The sequence below is a fragment of the Mesorhizobium sp. IMUNJ 23232 genome (genome assembly GCF_044326205.1).
Classification (GTDB): domain Bacteria; phylum Pseudomonadota; class Alphaproteobacteria; order Rhizobiales; family Rhizobiaceae; genus Kumtagia.
The window spans coordinates 14811-28540 of sequence record NZ_JBIRCY010000079.1 but is presented as its reverse complement, the minus strand read 5'-3'; the positions used below and the strand labels follow the sequence as shown (position 1 = coordinate 28540).

Here is a 13730-nt window from a genome sequence, read left to right as displayed (position 1 = left end):
CAACGCGCCCGACCGGGCTGCGCGACCCCGACCAGCTTCACCCGGTCGGGCGCTCACCCTCGCGCACTGCACGAAGGGGGTCAAAATTGGACGCCGATCCGGGGTCAACTTTGCGCGCCGATTGACAAACGGGTGGGTTTACACGGGCGCCGTCGGGACCGGCTTCAACAGCAAGGAGGCCGCTTCGTTGCGAAGCGCCCTCGACAAATTGAGGACGAACAAGCCGGTAGTTCCCCTGAAGGGCAAGAATCTGGTGTTCGCTCAGCCGATGCTGATCGCCGAGATCGAATTCCGTGGTTGGAGCAACGACGGAAAACTGCGGCACGCTTCGTATAAGGGACTGCGGGACGTCCAGGACAATGTCGCGGTGTTCAACATGAACGACGGCGAGACCTGATCAGGCGGCCTGTTTTATCACTTTTCCCAGCTGTTTGATGGCAGGCTCCAGCGGGCGGTGACCATCACTATAATCCTTCCAAGCCGTGCTCTTCGCAAGCAATCCGGGCACGGTGCGCAGCGTGTACCGCTTCGGATCGAGATCGGCTTTGACCTGGGTCCAGGTCAGCGGCATCGAAACAGTTGCTCCGGGCCGCGCACGCGGCGACAGCGGCGCGACGGCTGTAGCCATGCGGTCATTGCGCAGATAGTCGAGGAAGATGCGCCCGTGGCGCTGATTCTTCGCCATCTTGGTCAGGTAGAGCTCAGGGTTGTCGCGCGCCATCGCCACACAGACATCATGCGCGAAACCCTTGGCTTCGGGCCAGGTGAGCTTGCTGCGCTTGGTGGTGGCGAGCGGCGTCACGACATGCAAGCCCTTTCCGCCGGTCGTCTTGCAGAAGCTGATGAGCCCGAGATCGTCGAGGCGATTGCGCATCTCCTTGGCAGCCTGCACCACGGTGGAGAAGGGGACGTCAGGACCTGGGTCCAAGTCGAAAACCAGGCGGCCGGGCAACTCCGGCTGGTGGGGCTCGCAGTTCCAGGGATGCAACTCCACCGCACCGATCTGGGCCACCGCAGCGAGCCCTTCGATGCGATCGATCTGCAGATAGGGCTTCTTGTCCCCGAATACGGTCACCAGTTCCAGGAGGTTCGACGTTCCCGGCATGGCATGGCGCTGGAAGAACTGCTCCCCGCCGAGTCCGTCCGGGGTCCGAATGATCGAGCACGGCCGCCCGCGGATGTGCTCGATCAGCCAGGCGCCGACGGCCTCGTAGTAGCGGGCGAGGTCTTCCTTGGTGACTGGTGTGCCATCGTTGGCGTCAGGCCAGAGCGGCTTGTCCGGGTTGGAAATCAACACGCCCATGACATCGACCTTGCCGCCGCGGCGAGGCACTTTGGATGATGCTGGCGGGGCGGGCTGAGGTACCTGCGTCTTCGTCGGCGAGGCCGGCTTCTCGGCCTCGACCTCGTCAGCCGGCTTGTCTTCCCGCAGCCCCTTGAACGCCGCCTGGCGCACAAGGCCATCGGCTGTCCAGCCGGCGAACTCGATCTCCGCGACGAGTTCCGGCTTGAGCCAGACGACACCACGTTCTTTCTTGGGGGCGCCAATGCCCGTGAAGGGGGATTTCGACGTCTCCACCGCCTTCAGCCTCGGCATCAGGTCCTTGACCTTGGCGGCGCCATAACCGGTGCCGACACGGCCGACATAGACGAAGCTATCGTCGCGGTTGACGCCGACAAGGAGCGACCGGAACTTGCCGTTGGTTGTTGCATAGGCTCCAATGACGACCTCGTGGCCGGCGCGGCATTTGGATTTCGCCCAAGTCTCTGTCCGGCCGGAAACGTAGGGCGCGTCCGCCCGCTTCGACACGATGCCTTCGAGCGACAATCGGCAGGCCGAGCGCAGCACCGCGTCGCCGCCGGTCTCGAAATGCTTGACGAAACGGACGCGGGCGTCTTCGCCAGCGTTAGACAAGAGTTGCTGCAACCTGACCTTCCGCTCCGAGAGTGGCAGTGCGCGCAGGTCTTCGCCGCCGTCGAATAAGAGATCGAACGCGAAATAGACCAACGCGTCTGTTTTGCCTTCGGAAAGAGCGGCCTGAAGCGCGGCGAAGTCGGGAGCACCATTCTCATCCAGCGCGCAGATCTCGCCGTCGATGATCGTATCCGGCAGATTTGCGGCAGCGCGTGCGATCGCGGGATATTTGGCGGTCCAGTCCAGACCCTTCCGCGTCTTCAGCGTCGCCCCGCCGTCAACCACGCGCATCTGGATGCGATAGCCGTCAAACTTGATCTCATGCAGCCACCCACTTTCGGATGGCGGCCGCGCAAGAGTTTCGCAAAGCTGAGGTGCGATGAAATCGGGCAGATCGACAGGATTGCTCGCATCCGACCTCTTCTTGCCGCGAGCTTTCTGCTTACGCTCCTCCGCGGCCAGCCCGGTACGGCTATCCCACACCGCATCTGCTTCTACCTTGCCGCCCTGCCGCATGAATGGTTTCGGCTTGCGACCTTTTCCGGAAGCGATGGCCTCCATCGTGCGGCCGGAAGCCACCGAAGTGTCGTTCTGCTCAAGAACAGCGGCGCCGTTTTCCTCCACCGCGTACTCGTCGCGATGCTTGATCAGCAGCCAGTTGGTGCGTTTGCCTCGCTCGCGGTCATGGGTCATGCGGACGAGCACGAAGCTGCCATGCAGCCGCTCTCCGTCGAGCGTGAACTTGAAGTCGCCTTTTGCGAGGGCTTGTTCCGGGCTTTTCTTGCCCTCCGGCTCCCAATACCCGCGGTCCCACAGCATCACCGTGCCGCCGCCGTACTGTCCTTTTGGAATAGTGCCTTCGAAATCCCCATAGTCGAGCGGGTGATCCTCGACTTCGACCGCAAGACGCTTGTCGTGCGGGTCAAGCGACGGGCCACGCGTCACTGCCCAGGATTTGAAGACGCCGTCGAGTTCGAGCCTCAAATCATAGTGCAGCCGCGTTGCGTCATGTTTCTGGATGACGAACCGTCGCCTATTCGACGGTTTAACGGTCTCCCTCCCGCTCGGCTCCTGCGTGAGCTCGAAATCGCGCTTGGCTTTGTATTTTGAGAGCTTATCGTTCGCCATCTATTCCTCGGACGTACGTCGACTTCACGAAGAATGGTCCGGACTGACAAGAGGTTCCTTGAGCGGAGCGAGGTCACCGAGGCCTCGATCCAACAGGTCTATGCGGATGCTACTAACAAGCGACTGTCACCCCATCTGCGCGCGGTTGGATCTAAAAGTGTCGCGACTCCAAGCGATCCTGGGCCGATTTGCTGTTCGGGCGGTGCGCAGTAGGAACCCCGCGCTGAGGTTCCTACCCGGCCGCCTTAGGCTGCCACATGTTCCGGACAAGCTACTGCGCCGCCGGCTCCCTGCCTGGGCGGAATGACCGCAAAAGCAGGACATGGCGGCGGATCATCGTCGTCATCGCGTGAGCGACGGCGCAGGATCCGCAACCACGAGCGCGACGCCGGCAGACGTCGGCGCTCTAAAGGCCGCAGGCATAATGTCGTCGGCTGCTTCCGCGAGGACTCGATACCGTTGCTTGCGTCCAGCGACTTCAGGGCTCGCAGGATATCCTCAACGTCTATGCGAGAGCCGTCTTCCAACTGGCGTAGCGATGGGGCGCCCGGGACTGCGCGGGCATCAGACGCCCAGGAGGCCAGCAGAGCCCGCTTCTCGTCGAGGCCCATGCCGGGATCGGCAAGAATTTCATGGGGCTTTTGGAATATATGACTGGCAGTGTGACCGGCGACTTTCCGATCCGCATTTGAGAGACTGCTATTCTCGATCATCTCCGTTTCTCCGCAATCCATGCCTCCCGGAACACTCCGGGAGGCAAATCGCAGGTTTATACGTGGAAGAGCCTAGGCGGCTTTACGCCGCGGCTCCGTGTCCTGGCTGATCTGCTTCTTGTCGCCCACCACGGTGCGCTGAGCCGACTCGATGGCGATCCGCCGTGGCTTGAGCTCCTCCGGGATCTCTCGCACCAAATCGACCGCAAGGAGGCCGTTCTCCAGCGAAGCATTGGCAACCTTCACATGGTCGGCCAGCTTGAAGACCTGCCTGAAATTGCCGATGGCAAGCCCGCGGTGAAGGATCTGGCAGTCCTCCGACTCGGGCTTCTTCTGTCCGGTGACTATCAGTTCCGGGCCGTGCTGGGTGAGTTCGACCTCATCCTGGCTGAAGCCGGCAACTGCCATGGTAATGCGGTAGTCGTTCTCGCCGTTTCGCTCGATGTTGTAGGGCGGCCAGTCCGAACGGCCGCTGTTGTCGAGCATGTCGAAGAGACGATCGAACCCGACCGTCGTACGGTAAAGGGGGGAATAGTCGAAGTTTCTCATGGCCATATCCTCCGAAAAGCAACATGGGTGCTGAGCGTCGCAGCGCCTCTGCGACGCCGATTTGTCGGGCCTCATGGCCCCGACGGCAGACGATTTGGGAACATCAATAAACGGGTTCAAGAGTGTGCATCGAAATTTTTTCCCCGTCCTTTTGCTCCTCCTTCCGGCACCTCAATAATGGGCAGTCGACGCGTTCTTTCGGCAAGATTGAACTTGAAGAGTCTGACCGCGTTGTGGAGCATTGAAGCAGCAAACTCGGAGGAAGAGATGGCAAACAGTGGAACAACACGCGGCCGTAACCAGGACCGCGCCAAGGTGGCCGGCGGGCAGGATCACGAAGTGAGGTACGAGGCGGGCAAGACCGGCGCCAGCAAGGATGCCGTCAAATCGGCGGTGAAATCGGTCGGCAACACGCGCAAGAAGGTCGAAGACAAGCTGGGGAAGAAATAGAACTTCTCGGACAATGGCGGCTACCCGTATCGCCACCTTTAACGTGAACGGTGTCAATGGTCGCTTGCCCGTGCTCCTGAGATGGTTGGCTGAAACCCCCTGCGAGATCGTTTGCCTGCAGGAGCTAAAAACGTCGGACGAAAAATTCCCTGCCGAGGCGATCCGCGCGGCCGGCTACGGCGCGATCTGGCACGGTCAAAAATCCTATAACGGGGTGGCGATCCTTGCACGCGGAGTTGAACCGGTCGAACGACGGCGGGGTCTACCAGGGGATCCTGACGACACGCACAGCCGCTATGTCGAGGCTGATATAAGCGGCTTGATCATCGGGTGCCTCTACCTGCCCAACGGCAACCCCGCGCCGGGACCGAAGTTCGACTACAAGCTGCGCTGGTTCGAGCGGCTGATCAGCTATAGCAAGGTCCTGCTTTCGGACGGCGCACCGGTCGTTCTTTGCGGCGACTACAACGTTGTGCCGACCCAGATCGACGCGGTCGTACCGAGGCGGTGGCTAGGCGATGCCGTCTATTTCCCGGAAAGCCGGGAAGCCTATGCGACTATGTTGCAGGATGGCTGGGTCGATGCCGTCCGGCTCATTCATCCCGAAAAGGGTGTCTACACCTATTGGAACTTCTCCCACCGCGGTGGCTACGATGGCAGCTCTGGCCTGCGGATGGACCATTTGCTGCTTAGCCCATCGCTTGCCGGCCAACTCCGAAGCGCTGGCGTGGATGTCGAGACACGTGGCTGGGAGAAGCCGAGCGACCACGCTCCCGCTTGGATCGAGATCGAGGCCTGAGGAACGACGGCTCTCGATCCGGGTTATGCGCTAATGACGGCCGCAATCGACAAAATCTCCCTGCACGTTCCGGACGGCTACAACGTCGTCGTGGAGACCCCGAAGGGCAGCCGCACCAAATTCGCCTACGATCCCGAGACCGGTATGTTTCGCGCGAAAAAGCTGCTCGCCATGGGATTCGCGTTTCCATTTCCGTTGGGCTTCTTTCCCTCGACGAAGGCGGAGGACGGCGATCCGCTCGATGTATTGCTGGTGACCGACGCGGATCTTCCCACGGGCTCGCTGGTGCGATGCCGACTGCTTGGCGGAATCGCGATGGAGGAAACCAAGCAGGGCAATACCGTTCGCAACGACCGTTTGTTTGCTGTGCCGCTTCTGCTGCACCAGGATCGACCGCCCTTTGAACTGTCGGACATGCCGGCTGCTGAGCTCAAGGATATCGAGGACTTTCTCGTCGCCTACCAAGCGGCCGACGGCAAGAAGGCGAAGGTCGTCGGTCGTCTGGACCGAACCGAGGCGGTGAGCCTGGTCAGGAAGGCTGCCCAACCTTGACTAAACTGGAGGAAGGCCTTCGCTTTGGACCGCTTCGAGGGCGCTGGGTACACCTTTGCACTGACATGCAACGGATGTTCGCGGAGCCGACGGAATGGCACACTCCCTGGATGGAGCGGGTCTTGCCCAATGTCATCGCCGTCGTCGAACTCGATCCAGCGCGAACAATCTTCACTCGCTTTATTCCTCCGGGATCTCCGGACGATATCGGCGGTGCCTGGCGCCGGTATTGGCACAAGTGGGATTCGATGACGCGTACTCGGCTCGACCCCGGACTGATTGATCTGGTCTCCGACCTGTCCCGCTTCGTGCCCCCAGCGTCGATCGAGGACAAATCCGTCATGTCGGCATGGCATGGATCTCTGCACGCGCGGCTACAGTCGGCTGGCGTTGATACGCTCATCGTTTCGGGGGCGGAGACGGAGGTTTGCGTGCTCGCCACCGTCATGGGGGCGATTGACCTCGGATACCGCGTCATCATTGTCGCAGACGCGATTTGTTCGGGGGCGGACTCTACCCATGACGCCATGATCGAAATCTATGAAAGCCGGTTCGGCATGCAGGTCGAAACGGTGACCGCTGCCGACCTCGTGGCGGCGCGGATAGATGGAATGCTGTGATACCGGAGCACCTCGCAAATGACGGAACAGCAACTGATTGTCGATGCCTTGGGCGTGGCGCCAAGCTTCGATGTCAAACGGGAAGCGCATCGGCGTATCGAATTTCTCTGCACCTATCTGCGTGCCTCGGGTCTGAATGCCTATGTGCTTGGCATCAGCGGTGGGGTGGATTCGCTAGCTGCTGCGCTCCTTGCTCAACGCGCTGTCGACGGATTGCGAGCGACGGGATACGAGGCCAAATTTGTGGCCGTTCGGCTTCCCTACGGAACTCAGGCGGATGAGAGTGACGCCCAGCGGGCCTTGGACACGATACAGGCAGACGAAGTGCGCCATGTCGACATCAAGCCGGCCGCCGACGCCATGCTGGATACGATCAAGCGATCCGGCATCGGTCTCGGTGACGCGGGACGCGAGGACTTCCTGCTCGGCAATATCAAGGCGCGTCAGCGCATGATCGCCCAGTTCGCACTCGCCGGCGCCAACCGCGGCCTGGTCATCGGCACCGACCACGCGGCCGAGGCATTGATGGGCTTTTTCACGAAGTTTGGCGACGGGGCCGCCGACATCCTCCCTCTTTCAGGGCTCAACAAACGCAGGGTTCGTGCCTTGGCGGCGCATCTGGGTGCTCCACACGAACTGGTTGCCAAGGTTCCGACTGCCGACCTGGAAAACCTAGTCCCGCTTCGTCCAGATGAAGATGCCTATGGTGTTACGTACGATCAGATCGACGATTTCCTGGAAGGCCGACAGGTCGACGATTCGGCTTACCGGCGGATACTTTACCTGTATTCGACCACCGCCCACAAACGCGCGCTTCCGGTCGCGCCTATCGACCTGCCTTTTTCGGCCTGATCAAGCCGGGATTTATCGCGAACCCACATACCTTTGCCCCAAGAGGTGGAGGAAGGACGCCGCCGGCAATAGGCGACCGATGCATTTCCCGCTGCGGCGAATATCACTTCTGGGAGACCACTTCGGAACAACGAGGCGCGCCAGAGCTTAGGCTTTGAATTCAGCGAGAGGTTTCGATGCGCGCACTCACCTGGCACGGCAAACATGACATTCGTTGCGAGAGCGTGCCCGACCCCTCGATCGAAGCGCCTAGGGACGCGATTATCAAAGTCACCTCCTGCGCCATCTGCGGCTCCGACCTCCATCTTTACAATGGGGTCATTCCCGACATGCACAGCGGCGATGTGCTTGGCCACGAGAACATGGGCGAGGTTGTCGAAGTCGGATCCAGCGTCTCCAATCTGAAGGTCGGCGATCGCGTTGTGGTCCCGTTCGTTATCGCCTGCGGGGAGTGTTTCTTCTGCAAGCGCGGCGCCTTCTCCGGCTGCGAGCGCTCCAATCCGCAGAAAAGCAAGGAAAAGGCCGAGACCATGTGGGGACACTCGCCGGCTGGCCTTTTTGGCTACTCGCACCTCCTCGGCGGCTTCCCTGGCGGCCAGGCGGAGTATCTTCGCGTGCCCTACGCCGATGTCGGGCCGATCAAGGTGCCGGCGGGTTTGAGCGACGAACAGGTGCTATTCCTCTCGGACATTTTTCCGACCGGCTACATGGCTGCGGATTTCTGCGACATCCAACAGGGCGACACGATCGCCATCTGGGGCTGCGGGCCAGTGGGGCAGATGGCTATCCGAAGCGCTTTTTTGCTTGGCGCCGAGCGGGTCATTGCAGTCGACACGGTTCCGGAGCGGCTGGAATTGGCGCGCGCCGCTGGCGCCATCACAATCGATTTCCTCGACGAGGATGTTTACGACCGCATCCAGGAACTCACGAAGGGTCGCGGCGCCGACGCCTGCATCGATGCGGTTGGCACCGAGCCGCTGGCCAATTCCAACTTCTACGCTATGGTCGACCGGGTGAAGGTTGCGACCTTCATAGGCACTGACAGGCCGCATGTCCTGCGTCAAGCGATCCACTGCACGCGCAATTTCGGCACGGTCTCCATCGTCGGCGTCTATGGCGGTTTTCTTGACAAGATCCCATTCGGTTCCGCCATCAACCGGGGTCTGACGATGCGCATGGGACAAACACCTGTCCAAGGTTACTTGCCTAAGCTGCTGGCTCATATCGAGAACGGCGACATCGACCCGTCCTTCGTGATCACCCACACGGCGAGCCTCGAAGAAGGCCCGGATCTCTACAAAATGTTCAACGACAAGAAGGACGGCTGCATCAAAGTCGTCCTCAAGCCCTGATTGCGGAAGTCCATGACTGAAACCTCACGCCCCCTCGCAATCGTCACGGGTGCCTCGAGCGGCATTGGCCTCGAACTCGCCAAACTCGCCGTAGACCAGGGATATGATCTGATCATCGCGGCCGACGAGCCGGAAATCCACGAGGCCGCCGGGACGCTCGAGGCCAAGGGCGTCAAGGTTCGAGCCGTTCAGGCTGATCTTGCTACCACCGAGGGTGTCGACCAACTCTACGAGGCCGCGAGCAACGTTGGGCGTCCGGTCGAAATCCTGATCGCAAACGCTGGACGTGGCCTCGGCCATGGCTTTCTCGACCAGGATTTTCAGAAGGTCAGGCGCGTGGTCGACACCAACATCGTCGGTACGGTCTACCTGGTGCAAAAGGTCGGACGTGACATGCGCGAAGCAAACCGGGGCAAAATACTTCTCACCGGATCGATTGCCGGTTTCATGCCGGGCTCTTTCCAGGCCGTCTACAATGGCACAAAGGCCTTCGTGAACAGTTTTGCCTTCGCGTTGCGCAACGAACTGAAGGACACGGACATCACGGTCACCTGCCTGATGCCGGGCGCGACTGAAACGCGCTTCTTCGAACGGGCCGATATGCTCGATACCAAAGTCGGTCAGCAGGAGAAAGACGATCCAACCGATGTCGCGAAAACAGGTTGGGACGCGATGATGCGGGGTGACGGCGACGTGGTCAGCGGCCTGAAGAACAAAATCCAGTCCGCAGTTGCCAACGTCACGCCGGCGGGCCTGCTTGCCGAGCAGCATCGGAAGATGGCCGAGCCCGGTTCGGCTGAGGACTAGTGAGTGAGCGCAATCCCCCGACTCTTGCGTCTCCCCGAGACAACGCGGATTCGATCCACGACATGACGTGGGACTGTCTCATAGTCGGCGGCGGCCCGGCCGGGTTGACGGCCGCGACATACCTCGGGCGGTTTCGCCGTCGGGTCATCGTTGTCGACGCCGGCGAAAGCCGCGCGAAGTGGATTCCTGTCAGTCACAACTGTCCTGGTTTTCCCGACGGTATCGCCGGGGTCGACCTGCTTGACCGCCTGCGGCAGCAGGCGCTGATGGGCAACGTTGACCTCGTCAGCGATACAGTGACGGCCCTCCGGCGCGACGGAGGTGACTTCGTCGCCGCGGCATCCGCCCCCATTCGCGCTCGCGCGGTCCTGATCGCCACCGGCATAGTTGATACGCTTCCGCGCATTCCGGATGTGACCAACATGATCGAAAGTGGTGCGCTGCGGCTATGCCCGATCTGCGACGCCTACGAGATCATCGATAGACGCATCGCCGTAATCGGCCCTGCAGACCAGGCGGCAAGGAAGGCCGTCTTCCTGCGGACTTATTCGAAAGACGTAACTCTGCTTGTGACTGAGCCGGTATCTGACCTTGACCCCGGAGCGAGCGAGTTGCTCAAGCGAGCTGACGTCACGGTCGAAGAATGCCTTCCGGATTCGGTGCGCGCTGAGGCCCATGGCGCTCTTGTAAGTATTCCTGACGGAAGAACGCTGGCATTCGATACGATCTACCCCGCCATGGGTTGCACCATGCGCTCAAAGCTCGCCATCGATGTAGGCGCGGCATTCGACGAGTCCGGCAATCTGGTCGTGGACTCACACCAACGCGCCGGTATAGCGGGCCTCTATGCAGCAGGCGACGTCGTCGACGAAATCAACCAGATTGCCGTGGCCTTTGGGCATGCGGCGATCGCCGCTGTCGACATCCACAGCTATCTTGCGACCACCGAGTAAGACCCCAGGGCGCGCTTGCCCGGCGGAGATGCTTGTGCGGGGGTCATCCCTAAGGATGAAGGTTCGGAACCTTTGGTCCGTTGGGCGCTTGTTGAGCATGCGCTTCACGACCCCGTGAACGGCAGCGCAGACAAAATGCGCACCAAAGGAAAACTCCCATGGCAAAAGAAAAAACGCTGGAAGATCTCTTCCACGATACATTGAAAGACATTTATTACGCTGAAAGGAAGATCCTCAAAGCCCTCCCCAAGATGGCGCGCGCAGCTTCTTCACCTGAGCTCAAGGCGGCCTTCGAAAAGCACAAGGACGAGACCGAAGGTCATGTCGAGCGCCTGCAGCAGGTGTTTGAACTGATGGGCAAGCGCCCCCAGGGCAAGACCTGCCCGGCGATCGAAGGAATCCTCGAAGAGGGCGACGAAATCGCCGAAGAATTCAAGGGCACGCCTGCCCTCGACGCCGGGCTGATTTCCGCGGCCCAGGCGGTCGAGCACTACGAGATCACACGCTACGGCACGTTGAAGCGCTGGGCGGAAGTGCTCGGCATGAACGACGCCGCCGCGCTGCTGGAGCAGACGCTCGGCGAGGAGTCCATGACGGACGAGGCGCTGACTGGTTTGGCGGATGCATCCGCCAACGAGATGGCAAAGGCCGCCTGATCAAACACAGCCACCCGCCAACATCGGGTGGCTGTTTCAATTTTGCATTCCTATTTTTGACAGGAGACCATCATGGGTCGCGGCATACCGCTCTGGCTTCTCGGCATTCCAATACCGATCATCATCCTCCTCGCGCTGTTCATGCGATAGGAGGAAATCATGGCATCAACCCTCACGGCGACCGACGTCCGCGCACCGGTGGAGTCGTCAACTTCCGCAGTCAATTGGGGTCCGATCGTGGCCGGTGCATTCGCCGCCGCGACTCTCACCTTTATCCTGATGCTGCTTGGGTCCGGCCTCGGGCTGACAATGGTCTCACCATGGTCCGGGGAAAGCGCTAGCGTGACGACCTTCGCGGTCTCCACCGCGATTTGGCTTGTGATCGTGCAGTGGCTGTCGTCAGGGCTAGGCGGCTATATTACAGGACGCCTTCGCACCAGATGGGTCGGTATCCACACGGACGAGACCTTCTTCCGGGATACCGCGCATGGCTTCATGGCGTGGGCGCTCGCAACAATGCTGGTCGTTTTCGTGCTCGGCTCCGCGCTGTCTTCGGCGATCGGCACCGGCGTGCAAGCTGCTTCGACGGTTGCCTCGGGAGCTGCGATGGGAGCCTCCGCAGGTGCGACCGCGAATGCCGGAGAGGGTGGCGGGACCGATGCGACCTCCTATTTTGTGGACGCGTTGTTCCGACCAAGCGATCCCGCTAGGCTGGCGGCGCCAGGCGCCGAAGGTGATGCAGCAGCTGCTGCCCAAGCCTCGCGCATTCTTGTCGCAAGTGCGGCTGCCGGCGAGGTATCGGCTGATGACAAAACTTACCTCGGGCAACTCGTTGCCGCACGCACAGGCCTTTCCCAGGCAGATGCGACGGCACGAGTCGATGCGGTCCTAGCGCAAGTGGAGCAGGCAAAGGTTGCCGCGCAGGAAGCTGCTGACACAGCGCGAAAAGCCGGCGCAACCTTTGCCTTATTGGGTGCGCTCTCTCTCATCTTGGGCGCTTTCATCGCCAGCGCCGCCGCGGCACTGGGCGGCAGGCAGCGCGACTACGAAGAGACCCTCTACGTCACCGATCGCCATTGACTTGCAGATCGGGCCGGCCCGGCCATTCTCCCATCACGTCATCAGCTCCCTTGTTATTGTGCAGTGCAGCAACGATATGGCTGCGAGTGCGTTGCACACACGCCGCCCAGTCATGGGCGTCAAAAACAGGGACGGCTCCATTGCGAAAAATCTCGGATACGATCGCGCGCCTAGCAGCACTGCGCGGGCTACAAAATGCACATCCCACCTCTTTCGCACCCGCCGATCGACTCCCCACCCTCGGAAAATTCGGCTCCAATCCCGGCGCCTTGCTGGCACGATACTATCTGCCCGCGGATCTTCCGAACGCCGCGCCGCTCGTCGTCGTACTCCACGGTTGTACCCAAAGTCCCGCCGGCTATGACCATCACTCGGGATGGTCCCAACTCGCGGATGAGGCCGGTTTCGCGCTCCTCTACCCCGAGCAGCACCGCGCCAACAATCCGAACCTCTGCTTTAACTGGTTCCTGCCGGCAGACACTGCGCGCGATCGCGGCGAGGTCCTTTCGATCCGACAGATGATCGAAACGATGGTTGTCACCCACGGCCTCGATCGAAGGCGGGTCTTCGTCACGGGCCTTTCGGCCGGTGGCGCCATGGCGGCGGCGATGCTTGCTACCTATCCGGACGTGTTCGCGGGTGGTGGCATCATTGCCGGCCTGCCCTTCGGTTGCGCGACAACCGTGCCCGAGGCGTTCGATCGGATGCGCGGGCACGGTGGCCCGTCCGAGCAAGAACTGCAGCGGCTTTTGCGGGGAGCTTCCAAGCACAACGGGCAGTGGCCGAGGATTTCGATCTGGCAGGGCTCCGGCGATCACACCGTGGCCTCTGCCAACGCGGAGTCCATCGCTGCGCAGTGGCGTGCCGTACATAAGCTCGACAAGGTGCCGACGCATTCGACAAACGAGCGCGGGCGAAGCCGCCAAATCTGGGCTGACGGAGCGGGCGAAGCGAAGATCGAGATCAATATGATTGCAGGGATGGGGCACGGTACGCCCATCGGCAACGGCCTCGGCACGGCTGGACCTTACATGCTCGATGTCGGCATCTCTTCTACGCGGGAGATGGCAGGGTTTTGGGGGCTCGGGGATGCCGATGACACGAGAGGGTCAGTAAGGGCCAGGCCGGCTCGGCCAAACATCAACGTCTCTTCTTCGGACAGCCTCCGGGGAGCAGGCGAAGGTCGGACCGCGGAGACGGCGCGAAGTGACGGTGAATGGTCACAGGGTGGAGCGGTGAAGAAGGTTATTGAGGACGCTCTGCGCGCCGCGGGCCTGATGCGGTAGGAAGCACGCAAGCCCTCA

13 protein-coding genes and 1 pseudogene are annotated in these 13730 nt (G+C 61.2%); 12 read left to right on the top strand and 2 right to left on the bottom strand.

The genetic code is table 11. The features are described from left to right. A pseudogene (locus ACH196_RS33750) lies at positions 1-397 on the top strand (hypothetical protein); the annotation flags it as partial. Here the strand turns inward: ACH196_RS33750 and ligD are convergent. Both ligD and ACH196_RS33740 read right to left on the bottom strand, forming a co-directional pair. Beyond that, entirely contained in the window at positions 398-3043 is a 2646-nt protein-coding gene (gene ligD / locus ACH196_RS33745; RefSeq protein ID WP_396651225.1) for a DNA ligase D, read from the bottom strand. It abuts the pseudogene before it with no gap. Positions 3044-3828: 785 nt separating this feature from the next. Further along, positions 3829-4305 carry an Hsp20 family protein gene (locus ACH196_RS33740; protein ID WP_396651224.1) on the bottom strand — a complete coding sequence of 159 codons (477 nt, stop codon included), beginning with the start codon at positions 4303-4305 and terminating at the stop codon, positions 3829-3831. Positions 4306-4572: 267 nt separating this feature from the next. On the opposite strand from ACH196_RS33740, the gene ACH196_RS33735 reads away from it, so the two are divergent. The 11 genes from ACH196_RS33735 to ACH196_RS33685 all read left to right on the top strand — a co-directional run bounded on the left by ACH196_RS33735 (position 4573) and on the right by ACH196_RS33685 (position 13712). Continuing rightward, on the top strand, positions 4573-4755 hold the full coding sequence (locus ACH196_RS33735; RefSeq protein ID WP_396651227.1) for a DUF3606 domain-containing protein: 183 nt from the start codon (positions 4573-4575) through the stop codon (positions 4753-4755). A gap of 13 nt (positions 4756-4768) precedes the next feature. Beyond that, on the top strand, positions 4769-5554 hold the full coding sequence (gene xth / locus ACH196_RS33730; RefSeq protein ID WP_396651223.1) for an exodeoxyribonuclease III: 786 nt from the start codon (positions 4769-4771) through the stop codon (positions 5552-5554). A gap of 33 nt (positions 5555-5587) precedes the next feature. Then, the gene (locus ACH196_RS33725) at positions 5588-6106 is read left to right on the top strand and encodes an inorganic diphosphatase (RefSeq protein ID WP_396651222.1); all 519 of its coding nucleotides are present in this window, start codon (positions 5588-5590) and stop codon (positions 6104-6106) included. Beyond that, on the top strand, positions 6103-6726 hold the full coding sequence (locus tag ACH196_RS33720) for a cysteine hydrolase family protein (RefSeq protein ID WP_396651221.1): 624 nt from the start codon (positions 6103-6105) through the stop codon (positions 6724-6726). The genes ACH196_RS33725 and ACH196_RS33720 overlap by 4 nt, the downstream gene beginning before the upstream one ends. An 18-nt stretch (positions 6727-6744) precedes the next feature. After that, the gene (gene nadE / locus ACH196_RS33715) at positions 6745-7578 is read left to right on the top strand and encodes an ammonia-dependent NAD(+) synthetase (protein WP_396651220.1); all 834 of its coding nucleotides are present in this window, start codon (positions 6745-6747) and stop codon (positions 7576-7578) included. A gap of 176 nt (positions 7579-7754) precedes the next feature. Beyond that, on the top strand, positions 7755-8930 hold the full coding sequence (locus ACH196_RS33710; RefSeq protein ID WP_396651219.1) for a zinc-dependent alcohol dehydrogenase: 1176 nt from the start codon (positions 7755-7757) through the stop codon (positions 8928-8930). Positions 8931-8942: 12 nt separating this feature from the next. Further along, complete coding sequence (locus ACH196_RS33705) at positions 8943-9737, top strand: SDR family NAD(P)-dependent oxidoreductase (RefSeq protein WP_396651218.1); 795 nt, start codon at positions 8943-8945, stop codon at positions 9735-9737. Positions 9738-9799: 62 nt separating this feature from the next. Continuing rightward, a complete protein-coding gene (locus ACH196_RS33700; protein ID WP_396651217.1) occupies positions 9800-10690 on the top strand; it encodes an NAD(P)/FAD-dependent oxidoreductase in 891 nt (296 codons plus the stop codon). 158 nt (positions 10691-10848) lie between these two features. Further along, a complete protein-coding gene (locus ACH196_RS33695) occupies positions 10849-11346 on the top strand; it encodes a ferritin-like domain-containing protein (protein WP_396651216.1) in 498 nt (165 codons plus the stop codon). Positions 11347-11505: 159 nt separating this feature from the next. After that, positions 11506-12426, top strand: a complete 921-nt coding sequence (locus ACH196_RS33690) for a hypothetical protein (RefSeq protein ID WP_396651215.1) — start codon at positions 11506-11508, stop codon at positions 12424-12426. 140 nt (positions 12427-12566) lie between these two features. Continuing rightward, complete coding sequence (locus tag ACH196_RS33685) at positions 12567-13712, top strand: alpha/beta hydrolase family esterase (protein WP_396651214.1); 1146 nt, start codon at positions 12567-12569, stop codon at positions 13710-13712. The last annotated feature ends 18 nt before the right edge of the window (positions 13713-13730 follow it).